Origin of the sequence: Haloechinothrix salitolerans, assembly GCF_042662605.1 — a bacterium.
GTDB lineage: Bacteria > Actinomycetota > Actinomycetes > Mycobacteriales > Pseudonocardiaceae > Haloechinothrix_A > Haloechinothrix_A salitolerans.
Genome location: NZ_JBHSXX010000001.1, coordinates 885,771 through 907,646, shown reverse-complemented (window position 1 = coordinate 907,646; position 21,876 = coordinate 885,771). Strand labels below are relative to the sequence as shown.

Annotated in this window: 23 protein-coding genes and 1 pseudogene; 17 read left to right on the top strand and 7 right to left on the bottom strand. The window is 66.4% G+C overall.

Annotated features, from left to right (window positions below; translation table 11 throughout):
• Positions 1-19 precede the first annotated feature (19 nt).
• The 10 genes and pseudogenes from ACFQGD_RS04330 (at position 20) to ACFQGD_RS04285 (ending at position 9,597) form a co-directional block, all read left to right on the top strand.
• Complete coding sequence (locus ACFQGD_RS04330; protein WP_345401890.1) at positions 20-1,639, top strand: flavin-containing monooxygenase; 1,620 nt, start codon at positions 20-22, stop codon at positions 1,637-1,639.
• 79 nt (positions 1,640-1,718) lie between these two features.
• Complete coding sequence (locus ACFQGD_RS04325) at positions 1,719-3,296, top strand: long-chain-fatty-acid--CoA ligase (protein WP_345401886.1); 1,578 nt, start codon at positions 1,719-1,721, stop codon at positions 3,294-3,296.
• 127 nt (positions 3,297-3,423) lie between these two features.
• Positions 3,424-5,262, top strand: a complete 1,839-nt coding sequence (locus tag ACFQGD_RS04320; protein WP_345401883.1) for a sigma-54-dependent Fis family transcriptional regulator — start codon at positions 3,424-3,426, stop codon at positions 5,260-5,262.
• Positions 5,263-5,732: 470 nt separating this feature from the next.
• The gene (locus ACFQGD_RS04315) at positions 5,733-6,959 is read left to right on the top strand and encodes a helix-turn-helix transcriptional regulator (RefSeq protein WP_345401880.1); all 1,227 of its coding nucleotides are present in this window, start codon (positions 5,733-5,735) and stop codon (positions 6,957-6,959) included.
• A gap of 66 nt (positions 6,960-7,025) precedes the next feature.
• Entirely contained in the window at positions 7,026-7,175 is a 150-nt protein-coding gene (locus ACFQGD_RS04310; protein ID WP_345401877.1) for a hypothetical protein, read from the top strand.
• Entirely contained in the window at positions 7,172-7,312 is a 141-nt protein-coding gene (locus tag ACFQGD_RS04305) for a hypothetical protein (RefSeq protein WP_345401874.1), read from the top strand. The genes ACFQGD_RS04310 and ACFQGD_RS04305 overlap by 4 nt, the downstream gene beginning before the upstream one ends.
• Entirely contained in the window at positions 7,309-7,572 is a 264-nt protein-coding gene (locus ACFQGD_RS04300; protein WP_345401871.1) for a hypothetical protein, read from the top strand. The genes ACFQGD_RS04305 and ACFQGD_RS04300 overlap by 4 nt, the downstream gene beginning before the upstream one ends.
• Before the next feature lie 296 nt (positions 7,573-7,868).
• On the top strand, positions 7,869-8,360 hold the full coding sequence (locus ACFQGD_RS04295; protein WP_345401868.1) for a hypothetical protein: 492 nt from the start codon (positions 7,869-7,871) through the stop codon (positions 8,358-8,360).
• Positions 8,345-8,593, top strand: coding sequence for a helix-turn-helix domain-containing protein (locus ACFQGD_RS04290; protein WP_345401865.1), 249 nt, complete (start codon positions 8,345-8,347; stop codon positions 8,591-8,593). The genes ACFQGD_RS04295 and ACFQGD_RS04290 overlap by 16 nt, the downstream gene beginning before the upstream one ends.
• 145 nt (positions 8,594-8,738) lie before the next feature.
• Positions 8,739-9,597, top strand: a pseudogene (locus tag ACFQGD_RS04285) (IS5 family transposase).
• A gap of 1,061 nt (positions 9,598-10,658) precedes the next feature.
• On the opposite strand, the gene ACFQGD_RS04280 reads toward ACFQGD_RS04285, so the two are convergent.
• Positions 10,659-10,811: a peptidoglycan-binding domain-containing protein gene (locus ACFQGD_RS04280; protein ID WP_345399854.1), complete on the bottom strand. Its 153-nt coding sequence runs from the start codon at positions 10,809-10,811 to the stop codon at positions 10,659-10,661.
• Positions 10,808-11,047: a peptidoglycan-binding domain-containing protein gene (locus tag ACFQGD_RS04275; protein WP_345399852.1), complete on the bottom strand. Its 240-nt coding sequence runs from the start codon at positions 11,045-11,047 to the stop codon at positions 10,808-10,810. The genes ACFQGD_RS04280 and ACFQGD_RS04275 overlap by 4 nt, the downstream gene beginning before the upstream one ends.
• A gap of 900 nt (positions 11,048-11,947) precedes the next feature.
• Here ACFQGD_RS04275 and ACFQGD_RS04270 point away from each other — a divergent pair.
• Both ACFQGD_RS04270 and ACFQGD_RS04265 read left to right on the top strand, forming a co-directional pair.
• Entirely contained in the window at positions 11,948-12,538 is a 591-nt protein-coding gene (locus ACFQGD_RS04270; protein WP_345399849.1) for a nucleotidyltransferase domain-containing protein, read from the top strand.
• Positions 12,538-12,957, top strand: a complete 420-nt coding sequence (locus ACFQGD_RS04265; protein WP_345399846.1) for a hypothetical protein — start codon at positions 12,538-12,540, stop codon at positions 12,955-12,957. The genes ACFQGD_RS04270 and ACFQGD_RS04265 overlap by 1 nt, the downstream gene beginning before the upstream one ends.
• A gap of 146 nt (positions 12,958-13,103) precedes the next feature.
• On the opposite strand, the gene ACFQGD_RS04260 is transcribed toward ACFQGD_RS04265, so the two are convergent.
• Together ACFQGD_RS04260 and ACFQGD_RS04255 are read right to left on the bottom strand one after the other, a co-directional pair.
• Complete coding sequence (locus tag ACFQGD_RS04260) at positions 13,104-13,448, bottom strand: type II toxin-antitoxin system PemK/MazF family toxin (protein ID WP_345399843.1); 345 nt, start codon at positions 13,446-13,448, stop codon at positions 13,104-13,106.
• Positions 13,445-13,690: a CopG family transcriptional regulator gene (locus ACFQGD_RS04255; RefSeq protein ID WP_345399840.1), complete on the bottom strand. Its 246-nt coding sequence runs from the start codon at positions 13,688-13,690 to the stop codon at positions 13,445-13,447. Before ACFQGD_RS04255 ends, ACFQGD_RS04260 begins: the two co-directional genes overlap by 4 nt.
• Positions 13,691-13,792: 102 nt before the next feature.
• Between ACFQGD_RS04255 and ACFQGD_RS04250 the strand changes: the two genes are divergently transcribed.
• From ACFQGD_RS04250 to ACFQGD_RS04240, 3 genes are all read left to right on the top strand, one after another.
• Positions 13,793-14,200: a type II toxin-antitoxin system VapC family toxin gene (locus tag ACFQGD_RS04250; RefSeq protein WP_345399837.1), complete on the top strand. Its 408-nt coding sequence runs from the start codon at positions 13,793-13,795 to the stop codon at positions 14,198-14,200.
• A gap of 613 nt (positions 14,201-14,813) precedes the next feature.
• Positions 14,814-15,014 (top strand): cold-shock protein, encoded by a 201-nt coding sequence (locus tag ACFQGD_RS04245; RefSeq protein ID WP_345399834.1) that lies wholly within the window; start codon positions 14,814-14,816, stop codon positions 15,012-15,014.
• Positions 15,015-15,214: 200 nt separating this feature from the next.
• Positions 15,215-16,120, top strand: coding sequence for an acyl-CoA desaturase (locus ACFQGD_RS04240; protein WP_345399858.1), 906 nt, complete (start codon positions 15,215-15,217; stop codon positions 16,118-16,120).
• Between the two features lie 35 nt (positions 16,121-16,155).
• Here the strand turns inward: ACFQGD_RS04240 and ACFQGD_RS04235 are convergent, their stop codons facing one another.
• Positions 16,156-17,472 carry a UDP-glucose dehydrogenase family protein gene (locus tag ACFQGD_RS04235; RefSeq protein WP_345399831.1) on the bottom strand — a complete coding sequence of 439 codons (1,317 nt, stop codon included), beginning with the start codon at positions 17,470-17,472 and terminating at the stop codon, positions 16,156-16,158.
• Positions 17,473-17,649: 177 nt separating this feature from the next.
• Here ACFQGD_RS04235 and ACFQGD_RS04230 point away from each other — a divergent pair, with 177 nt between their 5' ends.
• Positions 17,650-18,768: a glycosyltransferase family 4 protein gene (locus ACFQGD_RS04230; RefSeq protein WP_345399828.1), complete on the top strand. Its 1,119-nt coding sequence runs from the start codon at positions 17,650-17,652 to the stop codon at positions 18,766-18,768.
• Entirely contained in the window at positions 18,765-19,901 is a 1,137-nt protein-coding gene (locus tag ACFQGD_RS04225; protein WP_345399825.1) for a glycosyltransferase, read from the top strand. Before ACFQGD_RS04230 ends, ACFQGD_RS04225 begins: the two co-directional genes overlap by 4 nt.
• Positions 19,902-19,919: 18 nt before the next feature.
• On the opposite strand, the gene galK is transcribed toward ACFQGD_RS04225, so the two are convergent.
• Both galK and ACFQGD_RS04215 read right to left on the bottom strand, forming a co-directional pair.
• On the bottom strand, positions 19,920-21,059 hold the full coding sequence (galK, locus tag ACFQGD_RS04220) for a galactokinase (RefSeq protein ID WP_345399822.1): 1,140 nt from the start codon (positions 21,057-21,059) through the stop codon (positions 19,920-19,922).
• A 34-nt stretch (positions 21,060-21,093) separates the two neighbouring features.
• The gene (locus ACFQGD_RS04215) at positions 21,094-21,687 is read right to left on the bottom strand and encodes a copper chaperone PCu(A)C (RefSeq protein WP_345399819.1); all 594 of its coding nucleotides are present in this window, start codon (positions 21,685-21,687) and stop codon (positions 21,094-21,096) included.
• Positions 21,688-21,876: the final 189 nt, after the last annotated feature.

Here is a 21,876-nt window from a genome sequence, read left to right as displayed (position 1 = left end):
ACGCGAAGGAGCGAAAAACATGAGCACCACATCCAACGCCGTCGAGGAGCTCGATGTTCTCGTGATCGGGGCCGGCTTCGCTGGCATCTACCAGCTCGATCGGCTGCGCAGTCTGGGTCATACGGTGAAGATCTGGGAGGCGGGGTCGAAGCTCGGCGGGATCTGGTACTGGAACTGCTACCCAGGTGCCCGGGTCGACACCGAGGGCCCGATCTACCAGTTCTCCCGTGACGACCTGTGGAAGGAATGGGAGTACAGCGAGCTCTACCCCGACTGGAGCGAGGTGCGCGAGTACTTCGCCTACGTCGACCGCAAGCTGGACATCAGCAGAGACGTCCGTTACAACACCCGGGTCGCCTCGGCCGACTTCGACAGTGGGCGCAACCAGTGGGTCGTGCGGGCATCGGACGGCACCACTGTGCGCTGCACCTATCTCGTTCCATGCCTGGGGTTCGGCTCGAAGCCCTACATCCCGCCGATCCGCGACCTGAACGCCTTCGCCGGCGCCTGCCACCACACCGCGTTGTGGCCGCAGGAAGGGCTCGATATGACCGGCAAGCGGGTCGCCGTCATCGGTACCGGGGCCAGTGGCGTCCAGGTCACCCAGGAGGCCGCTCGTGACGCGGCGGAGGTGACCGTCTTCCAGCGGACACCGAACCTGGCGATCCCTATGCGGCAGCGCACGCTCACCCCGGAGGACCAGGCCACGATCAAAGCCGAGTTGCCCGAACGGTTCGAGCGGCGCGGCAACGTCTTCGCCGGGTTCGACTTCGACTTCGAACCTCGCAACGCTCTCGACCTCAGCGACGAAGAGCGTACCGCTGGCTATGAGAAGCTGTGGCAGGCTGGCGGTTTCCGGTTCTGGCTTGGGGTCTTCCAGGACACCCTCTTCGACGAGAAAGCCAACGACTACGCCTACTCGTTCTGGCGGGACAAGGTACGTGCCAGGATCAAGGACCCGGCGACCGCCGAGAAGCTCGCGCCCACCCAACCGCCACATCCGTTCGGTGTCAAGCGTCCCTCGCTGGAACAGAACTACTTCGACGTGTTCAACCAAGACAACGTACACCTGGTCGACCTCACCGAGACACCGATCGAGTCGTTCACCGAACGTGGCATCGTCACCTCCGACGGAGCCGAGCGTGCGTTCGACATCATCGCGTTCGCCACCGGCTTCGACTCGGTCACCGGCGGATTGACAGCGATCGACATCCGGGGCGCAGACGGCACGCTGCTGCGCGACAAGTGGGCCGCCGGTGTCGACGCCCACCTCGGCATCGCCACCGCAGGCTTCCCCAACATGTTGTTCGTCTACGGCCCACAGAGTCCTTCGGGATTCTGCAACGGCCCCACCTGCGCCGAGATCCAGGGCGAGATGATCGTCGACATGGTCGATCAGTTGTTGCGCGCTGGCAGAAAGCGCATCGAGTCGACACCCGATGCTGACCGCGACTGGACCGACCACGTCGCGCAGTTGGTCGCACCAACCCTCTTCCCCAAGGCCAAGTCGTGGTACATGGGCGCCAATATCCCTGGTAAGACTGTCCAGAGCCTCAACTACCCGGGCGGGCTGCCGCTGTATCGCGAGAAGTTCGCCGAAGCGAAGGCGAACGGGTTCGCCGGTTTCCACATCGCGTAGCCGACGGGTCGGGACGGTCGCATGACCGTCCCGACCCACCGGTCGACGCGGTAACGCCGAAAAGGATGAGGGCAGAGCCATGCACGGCCTGATGATGGACCGACCACTATTGATCAAGCGCCTCTTGTGGCGCGCCGAGCACGTCTTCGGCGACAAGCAGGTGATCTCCCGGGACGGATCCGGCTATCACACCTACACCTACGCTGAGCTCGGGAGCCGGGTCAGACGGCTGGCAGGGGCGTTAGCCGCCCTCGGCGTCGCCCCAGGCGACCGGGTGGCGACCCTGGCATGGAACACCCACCGCCACCTCGAGTGCTATTTCGCGGTGCCCGGAATGGGGGCGATCCTGCACACCGCCAACCACCGGCTGTCCGAGGATCAGCTGGCATACACGATGGACCACGCGCGGGACCGAGTCGTTCTCGTCGAACCCGACCTGGTGCCCCTGCTGGAATCGATCGCCGACCGGCTGCCACTGGTGCATTCCTACGTCGTACTCGGCAAAGTTCCGGCAGACACGACGCTCAGCCCCGTGTTCGACTACGAGGACCTGCTCGCGCACGCCGCCGCTGTGGAGCTACCGGAGCTGGACGAGTACGCCGCCGCCGGACTGTGCTACACCTCCGGAACGACAGGAGACCCGAAGGGCGTGTTGTACAGCCACCGCAGCACGGTGCTGCACACCCTCGCCCTGTGCGTAAAGGGCTCAGCCGAGGTCGCTGAAGACGACACGTACCTCGTGGTCACCCCGATGTCGCACGTGAACGCCTGGGGTACGCCCTACGCGTGCGCTCTCCAAGGGACCACGCTAGTGCTGCCCGGAACTCATCCGAGACCCGAGGACCTCCTGCGCATCATCCACGACCAGCGACCGAATGTCATGGTCGCGGCGGTGACGGTCGGAACGATGCTGCGCGATGCCCACAACTCAACCGGCAGGCGCTACCATCTCGACTCCCTGCAGCGGCTCTGGCTGGGCGGGCAGGCGCCCCCGGCCGCGCTCACCGAGTGGTGGCAACAGAACAACGGCACCGTGGTGGTCAACGGATGGGGGATGACCGAGACGTCTCCGATCGCCACCTTCTCCCCGGATGTGTCATCCCAGGGCAAGCCCCTTCCCCTGGTCGAGATGCGGATCACCGACGAGGCCGGCACCGAGCTTCCGTGGGATGGAAAGTCGGTTGGCGAACTCGAGGTTTGCACCCCGTGGGCAGCTCGCGAGTACCTGGACGACCCGCGCTCGGTCGACAGCTTCCGCGAAGGATGGCTGCGCACCGGCGACGTGAGCGTGTTCACCCCCGACGGGTCCATGGCCCTCAAGGACCGATCCAAAGATCTGATCAAGAGTGGCGGCGAGTGGATCTCATCAGTTGATCTGGAGAACGCGCTGATGGCCCACCCCATGGTGCACGAGGCCGTCGTCATCGCGATTCCGGACGAAACGTGGCTAGAGCGGCCCCTGGCCTGCGTCGAAGCGCAAGGCAGCGTCACCGAGGAGGAGTTGCGCAACCACCTTCAAGCCCGATTCGCGAAGTACTGGGTTCCTGAACACATCGTCTTCGTACGGCGCATCCCGAAGACGTCCGTCGGCAAGTTCGACAAGAAGCAGCTGCGTGCTCGCTATCTCGAGTGCGGCCTCCCTGGCATTAGCCCCTGATAACACCAGGACAACTCTCACTCGAACGGTCTAGTCCAGCCGCCAAGTGTTCTAAAGTGGGACAATTACCAAGCGAGGATGTGACTAGTTTCACTGTCGTGGCGACAAGTCGATGACGAGGTGACAGATGGGCAGGATCCACGAGTCCGTGGGCACGATGCGCCGCACCCGTGACGACATCCTCGGCGATGCCGCCACTCTACTGACCGGCAACCAGAGCGAATCGGTGGATCCACGCGTTCGCGCGGACATCGCAACCTCATGGCGTCGCTGTCATCTGATCGGCGTCAAGGCGACCAGCGACGACGTGCCCTACGAGGGCGAGTTCGACCGCCCCAGCCGCCTGCTGCGGGCAGCGGCTCCGGTGATCGATCGGCTCGCCGACCAGCTCACCGACAGTCCGGCGACCATCATGCTGGCTGACGCCGAAGCACAGATCGTCGACCGCAGAGCGGGCGGCCGGGAGCTGGTACGGGCGCTCGACAAAGCGTATGTCGCCCCGGGATTCCGCTACGCCGAGGAATTCACGGGCACCAACGGCATCGGCAGCGCGCTAGAGGAACGCCGACCATTCTTCGTGCAGGGAGCCGAACACTTCCGAGAGAACCTCCTCGAGTTCGCCTGTGTTGGCGCACCTGTCATGCATCCGATCAGCGGCACCGTCGAAGGGGTCCTGGACGTGACCTGCCGCTTCGACGAAACGAACGTCTTGATGAAACCACTGGTGCTCTCCGCCGTCCGCGAGATCGAGTCGAGGATGTACGCCGACGCCTCCCTCAAGGAGCGGATGCTGCTGGAGCACTTCCTGCGCGTCTCCCGAAAAGTGCGTTCGGCCGTGGTTTCGCTCAACCAGGACTTCATCATCAGCAACACAGCAGCGGCGAAACTGCTCGATCCCTCGGACCAAGCCCTCCTTTGGGACTGGGCTACCCGCATGTTGGCCCGGCGCGACGAGTGCACTGGCGAAGTCCGCTTAGCCCAGGACATCGTGGTACAGGCAAAAGCCTCGAAGGTAGGCGAAGGAAGCAGCCCCGCAGGCGTACTCGTCGAGATGCGAACTCGCAACGCCAGCTCGATAACCCCGCGTCGCCACCCGTCTCACTCAACGCCGACCGCAGGGCGAACCGCACCACCAGCCGAGGAGCGGCTCCCCGGCCGCAGCGCCGCCAGCACCCGGCTGCGGCGCGAAATCGACTCAATAGTCGAATCAGGGCCGCCCACCCTCATATGCGGCGAACCCGGATCGGGCAAACTGTTCGTCGCGCGGCATCTACACAAGCGATGGGCGCCAGACGAACCCTGCACGGTACTCGACGGCACAGTAGCCCGGCTCGAACCCGAAGCGTGGTTGGACCGGTTCGTTAGCCGTATCGCAACACCAGGCACACTTGTCCTGCGGCATCTGGACGACCTGCCTGACCAGCTATGCGCCCACGTCCTGGCTCACCTGGAGGCCGCAACCCGTCGGGCCCGCCTTATCGCCACAGCCCCGGAACGCCGGGGCCACGGTCCTGCGGCCAGGTTGCTCGACCACCTCCCGGCCACACTCCTGGTGCCGCCGCTGCGCTACCGAGTGGAGGATATCGCCGACATCGCCCCGGCCATCCTCAAGCAACACAGTCCACGCTCACCGGTCCCGCGCCTGCAACCCGCCACGCTGCAAACATTCACTGGGCTCGACTGGCCTGGAAACATCCGCGAGCTGGAGGCTGTGCTGACCTCGGCGCTGATCCGCTCGATGGGAGCCGACATCACGCAATCCCATCTGCCACCGGAGTACCGGTCATCGCCCACCCGGCACCGCCTCGCCTCGCTCGAGCGCGCCGAACGCGACACGATCCTGCAAGCACTGGCCGATGCCAGCGGTAACAAGCTGGCCGCAGCGGAGCGACTGGGGATCGCACGCTCGACTTTGTATCGGAAGATGCGAGTACTCGGAATCGACGACAACCGATTCAGCAGCTAACCGGCACGTGCGCAAATGGACGGCACGTTGACGGAAGCCGCCATGCGGCGAGCGCAGTCCGAAGTCCGCGAGTCCGTGACGCCGTTCGTGACGCGAAACGTCGTAAAACACCGGGGATATAGAGGTTTCCGAGGCCGACTGTTTGACTAAAGTGCCTGGTGGAGGCCCTGGTCGCCGCTGTCGCACAGCCTTGTAGACCGTAGGTCAGGGGTTCGAGTCCCCTTGTCGGCTCCGCTTTCCCCCTCAAAACGTGGGGCACGAAGGCGTGGCGGCTGCCCTGTAGCAGCCTCACCATGCTCCTATGCCTGGCATCAGGGTCGCCCCCGAGCGGGTTTCTGGGTACGGGGGCGACACCACCATGTTGCCACCTCACGTATCCTGTGACGTGAACCTCTTCGCGGAGGACACGCCCCCGGCATTGGCCCGCCGGGGGCTTCGCGAAGAGATCACTCCGCGAACGAGGTGACCAGATGTCGCATCGACCTGACGACAGCCTGCCAATCGGGCGGCGCATCCAGCGGTACCGCGAGCGTGCGGGTATGACTCGCCCTGTGCTCGCCCAGCTCGTTGACCGGTCCCCGTCTTGGCTGAAGGGTGTCGAAGTGGGCCGACTGCATCCTCCTCGGTTGCCGATGTTGCTACGCATCGCCGACGCGCTCGGCCTGGCCGATCTTGCCGACCTGACCGGCAACGGACACGCCGTGTCCGTGAGCGTGTACGCCGGGGAACGACACCCTGCGTTGGCCGACGTGCAGGCCGCGCTCACCGAATACCGCATCAGCCCAGCAGGTCGCGAAGTCAGCGTGCCGCACTTGCGGCAGCGCCTAACCCGCGCCTGGCAAATCCGGCACAGCTCGCCCGACCACCGCACGCAACTCGGCCTGATCTTGCCGGACCTGATTCGCGACGCGCAGCAAGCCGTGCGCGCGACACGCAGCGAGGAACGCCGCGACGCACGGCGAGTCCTCGGCGGAGTCTACGCGCTCGCTGACTTCTACGTCGCCTACCAGCCCGCACCCGAGCTGGTGTGGTTGTGTGCTGACCGCGCGCTCACCGAGGGCCAGGAAGCCGACGACCCGTACTGCATAGCGAGCGGAGCCTGGGCCATGATCCAGGCTCTGCGCGACTCGGGCCGCTGGGATGAGGCACTCGGGCTCGCACACGACGCGATCGGCCAGCTCACCCCGCATCTCGACGGGGCACCCGATGACTGGCGCGGCATGGTCGGTGCGCTCGAAGCCGAGATCGCACTGACCCACGCACGGCGCGGCCGTCGCGGTGACGCCTGGGGAGCGTTCGAGCGCGCCGACGCGATCGCACGGACCCTCGGGCCGAACTACCGGCACGTACAAAGCAGCTTCTCAGCGCCGACGATGGCGGCGCACGCCACCACCCTCGGCGTTGACTTGCGGCGGCCTGGCGAGGCCATGCGCGCGGCCGAGAGTATCGACGCCGACACGATCGCAAGCGTGCCACGTCGTGCCCGCCACCTGATCGAGCATGCCCGTGCGGCACACCAGCGCGACGAGCGCGTGGCCACGCTTGCACTGCTGGATCGGTCCGAGCGGACTGCGAGCGAGACGATCCGCTACAACGGGTGGGCGCGCGAGCTGATCCGCGACCTGCGGCAGCGGCCACCGTCCGGGATGCGCGACGACGTGGCCGACCTCGCGCACCGCGTCGGCATCGCCGCGTAGTAGTCCAATCGAGTGGGGGCACAAACTGTGCCTCTCGACCCGTAGTCGCCGTGTGACGCTGCGCGCATGTCATGGATTTCGGGAAGCTGTTACCTGCCGCCGTCGCACGTCAGCCGGGAGCACATCAGCGCCGACGAGCCGGTCATCCTCACTGATGCCGAGGCTCGCGCCGATGAGAATCGGCCCGCCGACGACGAGTGTGAGGCGGACCAGTGAGTCGCCATCGCGCCGGTGTGGACGCCTGGGCGCGTCAGCGGCGCTCCGACCAGCTCGGCGCGGTGGTCGCGTCTATCGTGCTGATCGCCGTGGTCACCGTCGCCACCTGGGGCGCGCTCGGGGCGATGCTGCCGTGAGGACACCCCGTACGACCGACGAGAGCTTGTGGCACGAGCTTGCACTGATCGCGCCCGGCATCATCAGCGGCATTGACCGGATGGTCCGTGACAGCGACCTGCTGGCCGACGAGCTGGACAATGCTGAGCTGGACGCCGATCTGCGACGTCGCCTCAGCGGCGAGCTGCGCGGCATTGCTGACACGCTCATCGAGCGCGCCAACCGCATGGTGATCGAGGCGGCATGTGAACATCCTGAGAAGGGGTGTTCGTGTTGGTGAGCTGGCTCTTGGTCGCCGCCGTCGTGCTTTTCGTCGCCATACGGATCGTAGTCAACTACTACGACAGACCCACTGACGAATCGTGACCATTGGCGCAAACGACCGAGCGGGTGTGGTGTACCGCGCACGGTCATCGGGATGTCGTCCCCGGCCTGGCCGACCATCGACCTGGATCGCCCCATGATCGAGGTGCCGACGGTGCGTCGTTACTACTTGCCCCATCTCCTGTTGAGCGACGTGCGTCCTGTCGATTCGGGCCGAGGCGCTACCGACGAAGCCGACAGAGGGAGATCAGCATGTTGATCGCGTACTGCACGACCTGCGGGTCGCAACTCGGGCAGAACGACGAAAAGCCGATGGCCGACGTGCTCGCGGGTCTTGCCGACGAGGATGGCTGTCTCATTCTCGGCAGCGCGGATGATCCCGACGCCATCTTGTGCCTGCGGTGTACGTGTGCCGCGTGGCGTGGCGAGCCCGACTCGACGAGGTGCGCGACGTTCGTCGACGGGAAGTGGGAGTCCTGGGCAGGTAGAAGCGCGGCGGCGACGGCGATCCGGCATTCGGACGTCTCAGATGTAGTCACCGTATTCCAGACGTACTACGACATCGCCGTAGTCAAGCTACTAAACGCCTCGCAGGACGATCCCAGGGTGATGCCCGACCGCGAGCGTGTCCGGCGTGTCAGCGACGCCATCGAGCAGGTTGATCCGCAGAAGATCGCCGAACACGTCGCGTGGCTGTGCGAGGTGACGGTGCCCGGCGGGGAGGGCCGATGGACAGATTGCTAGTGGCATTCGGCCGCATGCTAGCGGATGCGCGCGATGAGGCCAGCCTGTCTCACGCCGACGTCGCAGCAGCCAGCGGACTCACACCCGCCGACATCGCGCAGATGGAAGCTGGCGAGGTCGATCCCGACCTCGCGGCGCTGTTGTCAGTGACAGACGCTGTCGGCCTTCACCTGCCAAGCGTGCTCCGGCAGCTACAGCGAGAAGAGAACAACTCAGAGGAAGGGGAAACATAACCGTGTACGTCTATCTCCACTGCACCCACTGCCGCACGCAGCTCGCCAACCCAGTGCCCGCCGAGCACGTGGCCACCGAAACGCGTCTCCTGAGACTAGGGCGTGTCTCCCGAATATCGGCCGGTGGTTCGCTGATGATCGGTGAATGATCAGAACTGGTGTGATCACGGACGAGTTGTGGGAGTCGATCGAGCCGGTGTTGCCGTCTGATGTTGGGCGGCGTGGTGCGCGCTGGCGTGATCACCGTCAGGTGCTGGAAGCGATCGCGTGGCGCTTTCGCACCGGATCGCCGTGGCGTGATGTGCCCGCTGAGTTCGGCCCCTGGCAGACCTTGTGGAAGCGGCATCGCCGCTGGTCAAGCGACGGCACGTACGAGCGGATCTTCGAGCATGTGCTGTCCGACCACGCCGATACGGGCAAGCTGGACTGGTTGCTGTCGGTGGACTCCACCGTCGTGCGGGCGCACCAGCATGCCGCCGGCGCGCCCTCCGCGGACCACACAGGGGGCCAGGTCGAATGACAAGATTTCCGAGCCGGACGACCACGCGATCGGTCGTTCGCGCGGCGGATTGACCACCAAGGTCCACGCCCTGGTCACCTCCGGTGTCCGCCCGGTGGCCATGCTGCTGTCCGCCGGGCAAGCCGGGGACAATCCGCGCCTGGCGCCGTTGCTCGAGGCCCTGGCCGCGACCGGGCACCGGCCGGATCGCCTGCTGGCGGACAAGGCCTACTCACACCCGTCGACTCGCCGCGAACTGCGGCGGCGACGCCTCCGGCACACCATCCCCGAGCGCTCCGACCAGGCCAAACGCCGTAAGGACAAGGGGTCCGCCGGTGGTCGGCCACCGGGTTTCGACCCCGAGCTCTACAAGCAGCGCAACACCGTCGAGCGCGGTTTCGGCCGGTTCAAGCAGTGGCGCGGAATCGCGACCCGCTACGACAAGTACGCGCGGACCTACTTCGGCGGCGTACTCCTCGCCGCCACCGTCATGCTCGCCCGATGAATCGGGAGACACGCTCTAGGCGGGTGCATCGTCATCGGCGAATGGTCGTCTCCTGACGAGATTCTGTGCGATTGCTGCACTATCGCAGCGTGGCTCGGCCCTGCCGGACGTCACGGTACGGCCCGTCACGTTTACCTCGCTCTGTGAGGATTGGACGGGCACCAGTGCGGCAGCCGCCGAGGTGCGAGAGTCCGGCAATACGGAGGCGATAGCGGAGATGCGTGGCGCCTTCGACAACGCCGTTCTGTTGACACTTATGCCTACACACCGGGACCCGCGCATGCTCACCTCCGACGAACGTGCGCGCCGGATAGCCGACGCGATGGCATCGGTCGACGTCGACATGATCGCCCACCAAGCCCCGCTATTCCTCTGAACAGTGCGCCAGCCGATACCGTGGCTGAGATCATCGGGCGGGCTGAACCACGACACACAGACGAACTCCGACACCTCGCGAACCGATGGCCACGACTGGTCATGGCACTCGTCGATCTTCTGGAAGAGCGAGAGCAACCAGTCCCAAGAGATTGGCAACGGTTCCGTTCTGCCTAGCGAACCATCTACGTGCGGAGCTCCGTGAATGACCCCTCCCCGTTGGATCACCAAAAATGTCGTACGAGGCACGAGAGTCCCGTACGAGCTGCCCGAGAACATCCACATTGGTGTTCTCGGACCCACCGCCACGGCGAGCATCGGTATTTCGTTCGACCGCGGGCGGTCGGTGCTGGCGTTCACCGAAGACGAAGCCGAGAATCTGATCGCCGCCATCCGAGAGGCGGTCACAGAATGGCGAGACCTCGCCGAGAAGAACGCCGATCAACAGACCGCCGCCAAGGACGCACTGGAGCGGGTCCGCAAGCACGCGAACGACCGGCCGACCACAGACCGCGACGACGCCATCGTGGACGCCCTGGCACTCGGGGCGTATCTGGGTGACGTCGGCATGGCCGCAGGCACGACGGATACGCGAGTTCGGCAGGTATGGAAGCAGCGCACGGGGCAGCCACCGACGCCCCTTCGTGGACACAAGCCACTTACTGATCTTGCCCATCTTGACCTCCTTAGATGCCGAGCGCGGCCCACGTCTTCGGGCCGACGATTCCGTCGGGCACCAACCCACTGCGGCGTTGGAACTCGCGCATCACGCGCTGTGTCTTCGGCCTGTAGATGCCGTCGACGCGCAACTGCGAGTAAAGCGGGTAGACCTCGTTCATGTGCTGTTGCAGCTCGCGGACGGTGTCGCTTCGGCTGCCCCGCTTAAGCGTCGACCGCTCAGCCCGCCGGGCTTCTCGCCACGCAGCCCGGCCTCGATGCGTGCCCAGGTGTTCGGACCGACGATCCCGTCGAAGACAAGGTCTTGCTGGCGCTGGTAGCGGCGCACCTCGCGCTCAGTAACCGGCCCGAAGATGCCATCGTCGCGGATGCCGAGGTAGCGCTGCACGAGTTCCACGGCGTCGCTGCGGCTGCCACGCTTGAGCGTCGGGCGGCCGTCGCCACGCTTCGGCTTGCGACGAGGTGTCGAGTCGTCGTTCCCGCGAGTCGCCGCGCGACCCGCTCGACGGCGGCGCGACCGGCATTGATCTCGAAGTGCATCTCATCGGGCCGACCGGTGTAGTCGCCGCCCCAACGCACAACGTGGTCGACTTCGTCGAGGATCGCGTGGATTTCGCGGACCTGCGCGCGGTTGCTGGTCTCGTCGCTGCCACGGATAGGGCGGTCGGCCCAGCCCCAGTCGTCAGGCGCCCGCGCCCCGAGTCGAGGTCGAGGTCTTCGACACGACCCATTTCGTCCACAATGGATAGCTTCTGTAGCGGCTTTGCGGGTTGGTAGCCGCCGTTTCCGAAGTTCAGGGTAGGAATCCGCAGCGTGGGAAAGGCTCGAACTCCTGAAACGCGTGACCCGACCGCCTGTGGCGAGCGGTCGTGGCGCCATCGATGACCACCGAGCCGACGATCAGGCGCTTCTCTAAGACACCGTGAGCTCACTTGTGTTTTGGTGTTTCGGTCAACGCTGTCGCACACCCTCGTAAACCGTAGGTCAGGGGTTCGAGTCCCCTTGTCGGCCCAAGGTTTGACCTGGGGCAATTCCTGTTGATGTGGCGACAGTAAGGCCCTTCAAGATCAAGCATGGCACAAGATTGGCACATTTTCGTCCACTGTGGACCGCGCCGCCGACACTCGGAGCGAGTTTTACCAGGTTAGAGAACCTCCATCGGAACATGGGTGTAACGGCGCGGACTAACGATCAGTGCGCGGCCACCAGTGCACCGCCCGCCGAGGTGCTGCCGCAATCCATGACCCCACCAGTCATATGACTGTGAATGCAGTCACATGACTGGTACAGTAGTCACATGCACTTCGGCGAACCTTTCGGTGGGATCATCCCCGGCCCGCGTGGCGCGGTGCTCTCGATCTTGTTGCGGACCGGCGAGCCACTCACGGGGCGACGGATCCACAGCATGGTCAGCGACGACTACAGCCTGTGGTCTATCCAGGAAACGTTGAAAGCTCTGCGGCAACTGGGACTGGTGACGTCCCAGACGATCGGTCGCGCTGGCGTCCACACGGTCAACGAAGACCACGCCGCAGTGGCGCCCTTACGCGCCCTCCTCGACCCCATTGCGGCTCTGAAAGCTGCCATTGGCGAAGCCATCGACTCCACCGTGCACACTGTGATTCTCTTCGGGTCGATCGCTCGCGGCGAAGCCTCAGCCAGAAGTGATCTCGACCTCGCCGTCATCGCCTCACCCGAGTGGGACGGACGAAGCGGGTTGGAGGACGTGGTTCGCACGCGACTGGGCAACGACTGCGATGTCCTCGTCTTCACCGAAGCCGAGTTCACAAGACTCGCCCATGATGGCGCGCCAGTCGTCAGCGACATCCTCCGCGACGGCGTGGCACTGGTAGGGACAAAGCCCCCGATGAGGACAGGAGACGCTTGATGGCGACTGCCGAGCAGCGTAACCACGCCAAGGCATTCCTGAAGAAGACCGAGGAGTACCTGGCCTCAGCCGAGGACAACCTCGCCGCCGGTCGCAACACACCCGCCGCTGGCGATGCGATCCACGCCGGCATCCATGCTGGCATCAGCGCCAAAGACGCCATCGTCACCGCACTCACCGGCGCGACCAGCGAGGGCAAGGATCACCCACAGCGGCGAAGGAACTCAAGACCGCCATGGCCAAGCGCGATCAAGCAGCCGCCGCCGAGAGGCATTGCGCGAGCTCTTCGCAGCCAAAAGCGACGTCGAATACGGCGTCGCACTCACCACCGCGGCCAAGGCCGAGATTCTTGTCCGACGAGCCCGGTCACGGAAGCCGTGGCACGGTCCGTAGCACGGAAACCGGGATACTCAGAGTGAAATCTGGGACTCCAGAGGCCATCTGCGTGACGAAAGTGCCTGGTAGAGGCCCTGGTCACGCTTGTCGCACGCCCTTGTAAACCGTAGGTCAAGGGTTCGAGTCCCTTGTCAGCGCAGAGTTGACCTGGGGCAAGCGCAGGATCTGCTCAGTGCAGTCCGAGTACCTGGACGAGCCCGCGCTCCACCTGTTCCAGCAGGCTGGTCGGTAGCTGACCGACCGGCCCGGTGAGCTCGGCCTTGTTCACCGTGACCAGGGCCGTGACGTTGACGACCGAGTCTTTCGGGAGCCCGCTCGCGACGGCCGGGACGAACACGTTGCCTGGCATCGCCGAAAGGGCCGTGTTCGAGGTCAACACCGCCGCTATCGCCGTGGCGAGGTCACTGGAGTTGTAGGGATCGGCCTGGACCAGCAGAACGGGTCGTTCCTTGGCCGGCCGGCTACCGACGGCTTCGCCAAGATCGACCCAGTAGACCCCTCCACGGCGGATCACCAGTCACCCGACAGGTCCGCAATCCGCCGACGCCCGACTTCCGCAGCGGCGGCATTGCTATCGTCCTGCTCGGCAAGTGCGAGAGCCTCGTTGATCTGCCCAGGAAGCTCCTGCTCCTCCAGTTCGTCGAGGTAGCGGGTCGCTGCGCGAGAGTAGAACTCCGATCGGCTGACACCCATGGAGGCCAAGCGCTGCTCGACCTTCTCGTAGGTGGCCTCAGGGACCGAGATCGCCGTCTTCATACGGACAGTATAACTCGGTATAACCGCACATGGCACCCGGCATACCGATGCAGGCAACGAGTGACGATCTCGACGCGTACGTCGACAGTGATGTCGTCGTCGATGAGTGAACCGCTCTCTTCCGTCCTGCTGGACACGAACGTCGTCATCGATCTCGGCGACGGGCTCGACCCGTACTCCCTCCCGGACGGCGCGCTGTATCTGAGCGCGATCACCCTCGCCGAACTGTCCGCCGGAGTCGCAGCGGCCAAGACCGCTGATGACCAAGCGGCCAGGCTTCGCCGCCTGCAATGGGTGGAGAGCAGCTTCGTCCCACTCCCTTTCGACGCAGCGGCAGCACGGTTCTACGGCCACGTCTTCGCACGCGTTCGAGCCCACGGTCGCCAGCCCCGCCGACTCGCCGACCTGCAGATCGCCGCCATCGCTGGCGCTCACGGCTGGCCACTGCTCACCCGCAACCCCTCCGACTTCGTCGGGCTCGAAACACTGATCACCATCACTGCCAGTTGAGCGAACTCAGCACGGGTATCACCCTCCCGATCAGATTGCGGGACAGCCCACGGCGAGCCCTCCCACGCGTGCGCAACACCGAGCGGCAACTCGTCAAAAATGAGTTCTCGACATACGCGAGCCGCACGTATGGTTGCCGTACACGGGAAAGGAGGTGATCCGATACATGATTGGCTATCGGACGCGTGAGGTGGTCGCCGGCTGACGCTGGGACCAACGCGAACCACGTCGCCAATTCCAGGCGGCCACCCGGCCCCCGAGCATCGGTGTTCGTCCAGCCGATTCCGCTGTCACAGCGGGAAACGCTCGGGGGCCGCCCCATACCCGTTCGTGTCTGCGCGACCACGACCAACTCCGGATCACCGACATCGCACACAACACCGTGCGACGGCGTGGCGAGCCCAGCGGCGGGAACAAATCCGCTCCGGGGCTCGTTGTGTGGTTAGGTCGAAGTTTTGAAGTGTTCGTGTTCCAAGCACGCTCGCGCAGGAACTTGGTGCGGGCGTCGCTCCTCTCCTTGCAGGGCAAGCCGAGAAGTCGCCGTCTGATCAACCCGGCCACGCGGGGCCGCGCAGTGCGACCCGGCATACATCCCTCATAAGGAGAACAAGGAATGACACAAGGAACCGTGAAGTGGTTCAACGCTGAAAAGGGCTTCGGCTTCATCGCTCGCGAGGATGGCCCTGACGTCTTCGTGCACTACTCCGAGATCGACGGCCACGGCTTCCGTAGCCTCGAGGAGAACCAGCGCGTCGAGTTCGAGCTCACACAGGGCAACAAGGGCCCGCAGGCCAGTGGCGTGCGAGTGCTCTGATCTGGCCCTCGCGCCACGATTAGCGCCGTGCCCGCGTGGGTACCACGCGGGCATGGCGGTTCCGCCGCCAATCCGACAAACCCAGCGGCTCACCTACCTCGGGTGGCAATCACGACCCGCTACCAGGAGGTAGCATCATGTCTTTTTCAACACTCGAACGGTCTCGCAGTGAATCCGCGCGCGACAAGCGCGCCGAACCGATGCTCGACGGCAAGAAGTCCGGCACCGAGACGTTCCTCGTCAAGGTGTTCGCCGTCGTCCCCCTACTCGCCCTGATCGCCGCGATACCCATCGCGTGGGGCTGGGGCCTCAGCTGGACCGATATCGCTCTTGCCGCGTCGTTCTACGTCGTCACCGGCCTCGGCGTGACCGTCGGCTTCCACCGGTACTTCACTCACGGGGCTTTCAAAGCCAAGCGCGGCCTGCGGGTCGCCCTCGCCGTGGCAGGCAGCATGGCCATGCAGGGACCGGTCATCGGTTGGGTGGCCGATCACCGTCGCCACCACGCCTACGCCGATCGCGAAGGCGACCCCCACTCGCCGTGGCGCTTCGGCACATCGGCCAAGGCACTCGCCAAGGGCTTCTGGTACGCCCATATGGGTTGGTTGTTCCAGCGCGACCGGACGAACGCCAAGCGGTTCGCGCCCGACCTACTCAAGGACCGAGCCATCCGTGTCGTCGACCGGCTGTTCCCGCTGCTGACCGCCGCGACCCTACTGTTGCCCGCCCTGCTCGGCGGGCTGATCTCGCTGTCCTGGTGGGGTGCGCTGACCGCGTTTTTCTGGGCCAGCCTGGTCCGGGTCGCGGCGCTACACCACGTCACGTGGTCGGTGAACTCGATCTGCCACATGATCGGGGACCGCCCGTTCGCGTCCCGCGACAAGTCGGCCAACTTCTGGCCGCTCGCCGTGCTGTCGTTCGGCGAGTCGTGGCACAACTCCCACCACGCCGACCCCACCGGCGCGCGTCACGGCGTGCGACGCGGCCAGATCGATATCTCGGCCAGGGTCATCTGGCTCTTCGAGAAGCTGCACTGGGTCTCCCACGTGCGGTGGCCGAAGCCGGAACGGCTGGCGCGCAAGCTCGCCACCCAGCCGATCCAGTAGCGCATCGTGCGAGTCCGCGCCCGATCGCGACAGCGTCAAGGACGACCAAGCGCGCGGTAGCTCCAGCCGGCCAGTCGCCACCGGTCGGGGTCAAGGCCGTTGCGGCCGTCCACGATGCGACGACGGTTCACCGCCGAGCCCAGCGTCAACGGGTCGAGGGTGCGGAACTCCGGCCACTCGGTGAGGTGCAGGACCAGATCAGCACCGGTCACGGCCGCCCGTGCGCTATCCACGTAGTCCAGCGCCGGGGCGACCCGGCTCGCGCTGTCGTTCGCGACCGGGTCGAACACCCGCACGCGCGCACCCAGCCCGCGCAGGGTGGTCGCGACGTGCAGTGCCGGTGAGTCCCGCACGTCGTCGGACAACGGCTTGAACGCTGCCCCGAGCACCGCGACCTGGCGGCCACGCGGGTCGGAGTCGCACGCCTCGACGGCAAGCTCGACGACCCGCTCGCGCATACGAAGGTTGGCGACGTCGACGGCTGACAAGAGTTCGCCCGCGCCCGCGCCGAGTTCCTCAGCCTGTGCGGTCAGCGCCCGGATGTCCTTGGGCAGGCAACCACCGCCAAAACCGATACCCGCGCTGAGGCCACGTCGCCCGATCCGGTCGTCGTAACCCAAGACGTCGGCGAGGCTGACGACATCGGCACCGACGAGGTCACTCATCTCGGCCATCGCGTTGATGAAGGAGATCTTGGTGGCGAGGAACGCGTTCGCCGCCAGCTTGCTCAGCTCCGCCGTCGGCACGTCGGTCACCACGACCGGCACGCCCTCGCGGATGGGTTGGCGGTAGAGCTGCCGCAGGATCTTCTCCGCCTCCGCGGAGGCCACCCCCAGTACCAGCCGGTCGGGGCGCACGGTGTCTTCGATGGCGTGTCCTTCGCGGAGGAACTCCGGGTTCCAGGCGACCTCCGCGTCGACACCCGAGGGCGTCAACGCGGCGAGCCGCTCGGTCAGTCGTGCCGCCGTGCCAGCGGGCACGGTTGACTTGCCCACGATCAGGCAGTCCTGGGACAGCAGGGGTGCCAGCCCCTCCACCACGGAGAACACCGCACCGAGATCGGCGCCATGGCCGTCACGAGCCTGCGGGGTGCCGACGCAGACGAAATGCACCGTCGCGAACTCGGCCGCCTCGGCGAGCGATGTGGTGAACCGCAGCCCGCCGTGACGTACGTGCCGCGAGACCAGGTCGTCCAAGCCCGGCTCGGCGAACGGGACGATCCCTTCGGAGAGCATGGCGACCTTGCGTTCGTCGACGTCGACGCCGAGGACCTCGAAGCCGAGCTCGGCCATACACGCCGCGTGCGTGGCTCCTAGGTAGCCGGTTCCGATCACACAGATGCGTTCGTCCATGGAAGTTCATCCCAGCACCGGGTGGTGACGAGAGACCGCTCATGACGCGGACGTCGCGTGACAGCCAAGTGACGACAAACCGGGCCCTGACGTCCGGCGGCACTTCGTCAGCTAGTTGGCGTCAACGCGCAACCCGCGGCTCGTCGCGCGTTCACTCACGACTGCCACGTTGACGGCGTGCGCATCGCGATCGTGGCCGAGTCGTTCCTGCCGCAGGTGAATGGCGTCGCCAACACCGTCCGGCACCTGGTCGAGGAACTGACCGCCGCCGGGCACGAGACGCTCGTCATCGCTCCCGGCCCCGGCGACACGTCGTACCACGGGGCCCGTGTTATACGACTGCGCAGCGTCCCGCTACCCCGCTACGCGAGCTTTCCGGTGGCACTACCGCACCGACGTGTGATCACCGACGTCCTCGCGCGGTTCGCGCCCGACGTGGTGCACCTGGCGTCCCCGGCCGTGCTCGGCGCGGCCGGGATTAGCGTAGCCAGACGGCTGGGCGTGCCCACGATCGCGGTATTCCAGACCGACCTGGCCGGGTTCGCCCGCCAATATCGGATCCGCGCCAACACCGCCGTGTGGGCCTGGATACGGCGGATTCACAGCAGGGCCGATCGCACGCTCGCACCATCGAGCCACACCGCGGCTCAACTACGTGCCGCCGGAGTACCGCGTGTCGCGCTGTGGGGCAGAGGCGTCGACCTGGACCTGTTCCGCCCCGATCGACGTAGCGACGAACTGCGACGACGGCTGGCACCCAACGGTGAGCTGCTCATCGGATACGTCGGTCGGCTGGCGATGGAGAAGCGAGTGCGACGTCTTACCGAGCTAGCGGGCATCCCCGGCACTCGCGTGGTCGTGGTCGGCGACGGCCCAGAAAGAGAGACGCTGCGGGACGCGCTACCGGCAGCGGCGTTCCTCGGGATGCTCCGTGGCGAGGAACTGGCCGCCGCGTACGCGTCACTCGACGTCTTCGTGCACACCGGCGAACATGAGACGTTCTGCCAGACCGTGCAGGAAGCGCAGGCCAGCGGGGTCGCGACCGTGGCGCCAGCCATGGGTGGCCCACTCGATCTCGTGGCCGACGGCAAGTCGGGCCTGCTCTACGCCCCCAGCGACCGCGACGGACTGCGTCGCGCGGTCGAACTCCTCGCTCGCGATCACGCGCTACGGTCTCGGCTCGCCACGGGCGGCGTCGCCCGGGTCGCCGGGCGGACATGGGGGCACGTGGTCGACGACCTCGTCGCCAAGCACTACGTCGCCGTGCTTCCGCGTCCCACCGGATTGGCCGCGTGAACCAGTCTCGTTCCGATGGCCCGCGGATCGCCCAACTCGCCAACTTCGTCGGGCCATCCTCCGGTGGCATGAAGACCGCCGTCGAGATGCTCGGGCGGCACTACGTCGAGTCCGGGGCCGCGCGGCTGCTCGTTACCCCGGGCTCCCGAGACCTGGTCGAACGCACCACCGTCGGCACCCTGGTCCAGCTCAGGGCGCCGCGTGTCGGCGGCGGCTACCGCCTCATCCTGGAGCCATGGCGCGTATTGGAGGTCTTGGCCAGCTTCCGGCCTACGTCGATCGAGATCTCCGACAAGTCGACGCTACTTCCGGTCACTGGGTGGGCGCGACGGGCGGGCGTCGGGTGCCTGCTGTTCTCACACGAGCGGCTCGACGCCATGTTGTCGCTTCGAACGGGCTGGCAGTCCGGCATCGGGGCTGGCGTTTCGGTACTTAACCGAGTGTTGGCAAGGCGCTTCGACGCCGTCGTCGTGACCTCACGATTCGCCGCCGCGGAGTTCCCCACGCACGCGACTCCCGTGCACCGCGTCCCGCTCGGCGTCGACCTGGACGTCTTCCATCCCCGGCGCGGCGCTCCCGCCGACGACGGCGTACTCAAACTCGCTCATGTCGGGCGATTGTCACGGGAGAAAAGCCCCCATTTGGCCGTGGCCGCCGCGGTCGCGCTGCATCAGCGCGGTGTGCCCGTCCACATGGACGTCTTCGGCAGCGGCCCCCACGAGCACGAGCTCCGTGCCATCGGGCGGGGCGCACCGGTCCGTTTCCACGGCCATGTCACGGACCGAGGGACCCTCGCCGCGTACCTGGCATCGGCGGACGTCGCGGTGTCCGCATGCCCTGGCGAAACGTTCGGACTGGCTATTCTCGAAGCACTCGCCTGCGGAACACCGGTCGTAACGGCCGACCGCGGCGGCGGGCCGGAGCTCGTCGACGACGACTGCGGGGAGCATGGGGCACCCGAACCGGAGGCGCTCGCCGACGCCGTATCGCGGCTCGCGGCGCGCGACCCCGGGGTTCGCCGTAGGGCCGCACGGCGCCGCGCGGAGCGCTTTCAGTGGGCCGAAACCGCGCGGGCGATGCTTGAGCTGCATCGCGACGTCACTGCTGGACAGACCGTCAGCGCCACCGCGTGAATCGGCGCCACGCACCGCTCACCGCACGCGACGAGCGCCATCCGACGGCGTCGCGGTGAACGCCGCGGGCTCAGCGAAACCGCTCCGCTCGAACGCCTGATGAACCTCCGTGACGCAGGCCCGCACCCGCGCGCCCGGGAGGAGCGCGATGGCGCATCCGCCAAAGCCGCCGCCGGTCATCCGGGCACCGAGCGCGCCCGCGGCGAGCGTCGCCTCGACCGCCGTGTCCAGCTCAGGGCACGTGACCTCATAGTCGTCGCGCAGTGAGACATGCGACGCCGTCAACACCGGCCCCGCCTCAACGAGCCTTCCCGCCCGTAACAGCTCGACGAAGTGTTCCACCCTGGCGTTCTCCGTGACGACGTGGCGCGTCCGCGCCCGCAGCTCCTCGGTCGGTAGCGCGGCGAGCACCGCGTCCAAGCCATCGACGTCGATGTCCCGCAATGCGGTGACACCCAGCGTGGCGGCGGCGCGCTCGCAGGAACGACGTCGCGCCGCGTAGGCGCCGTCCACGAGCCGATGTGGCGCACGAGTGTCGATGACAAGCAGCGCGAGGTCGTCGGCGGCTGGATCGAACGGCACCTGGGTCGCGGCCATGCTCCTGGTGTCGAGCAGCAGCGCGTGCCCAGCAGTGCAAAGCACCGAAGCGGCCTGGTCCATCACGCCGCACGGAACGCCGACGAACTCGTTCTCCGCATGTCGCGCGAGTTCGGCGAGCTCACGCCCTGCCAGGTCGATGTCGTAGAGGTCTGCGACGGCCATCGCGGTGGCGCACTCCAGCGCGGCGGACGACGAGAGCCCCGCGCCCGGCGGGACGTCGCCGTCGATCAGCAGGTCAAGCCCACCGACATGGTGTCCCCGCTGCCGCGACGCCCAGACGACGCCCGCGGGGTAAGCGGCCCAGCCGGTGACCCTGCCGGGCGCGAGGTCGTCGATGGCGAGTTCCCCTCGGCCATCTGCCTGGTGAGAGACCAGCCGCAGCATGTGGTCGTCGCGGGGCGCAGCGGTGACGCTGACGTGATGCGACAGCGCGATCGGCAGAACGTAGCCGTCGTTGTAGTCGGTGTGCTCGCCGATCAGGTTGACGCGGCCGGGAGCGGCCCAGGTTCCGGCGGGCGAGCGTCCGAACTCGCGCCGGAAGGCCGCGTCAACGGACACCCGACCACCTCCGTGCGAGGTCTCCCGTCGTTGGTCAGTGCGCCGAGTCGGACTCGCTGTGCGGCTCGGCGGTGCGCGGCTCGTCCGGCGACTCGATCGGCACCCGCAGATCGACGGTGCCCGCGTCGGCGAAGGTCAGTGTCACCGTCACGACCTGGCCGGGGAACAGGTCCCGGTTGATGTTTCGCAGGGTCGCGGTCGCGGTACCGACCTCGCCGGCCGCGATCTCGCCGCCGGGCGGGTTCGGCGCCTCAGCCGTTCCACCGTCGATCGTGAGCGCCTTGTGCGCCCGGATCGTCGTGTCGCCATCGATGACGACGTCGCGCGAGATCGGCGTGCTGATCGAGCTGAGCTCGTCGCTCGACTCGCCGTTGTTGACGATCGTCATGGTCAGCGGTACGTCGGAGCCCTCGAGCCACACGCGCTGGTCGTCTTCGGGATAGGCGAACGCGGCGTTGTTGACGCTCAACTGCCCCGCGGTGGCGCCACCCCCGTTGACGGCGGCGAGCTGGGTGTCGGTCTGGGTGATCTGCCCCGCGCTGCAGCCCGCGAGGAGCGCGCCCGCCGCGACTCCGAGCGTCGCTACCGCGAGACGCCGACCAAACGAGCGACCATTCTGCTGCCGCATGAGCTCCGGTGTCCTTCCTGTGCCGGACTGAGTGCGTCAAAAGCCTAACGCCTGTCCGGTATGGCCAAGACGGTGACCACCCCCGAACCGCCTACGCGGGAGCGTCACGGGGCCTGAGCGATCCACAGTAGACGGCCCGCTGACCGGGACGCGGTAGGCCGCCACCTGCATGAGCATGCATGCCACTGT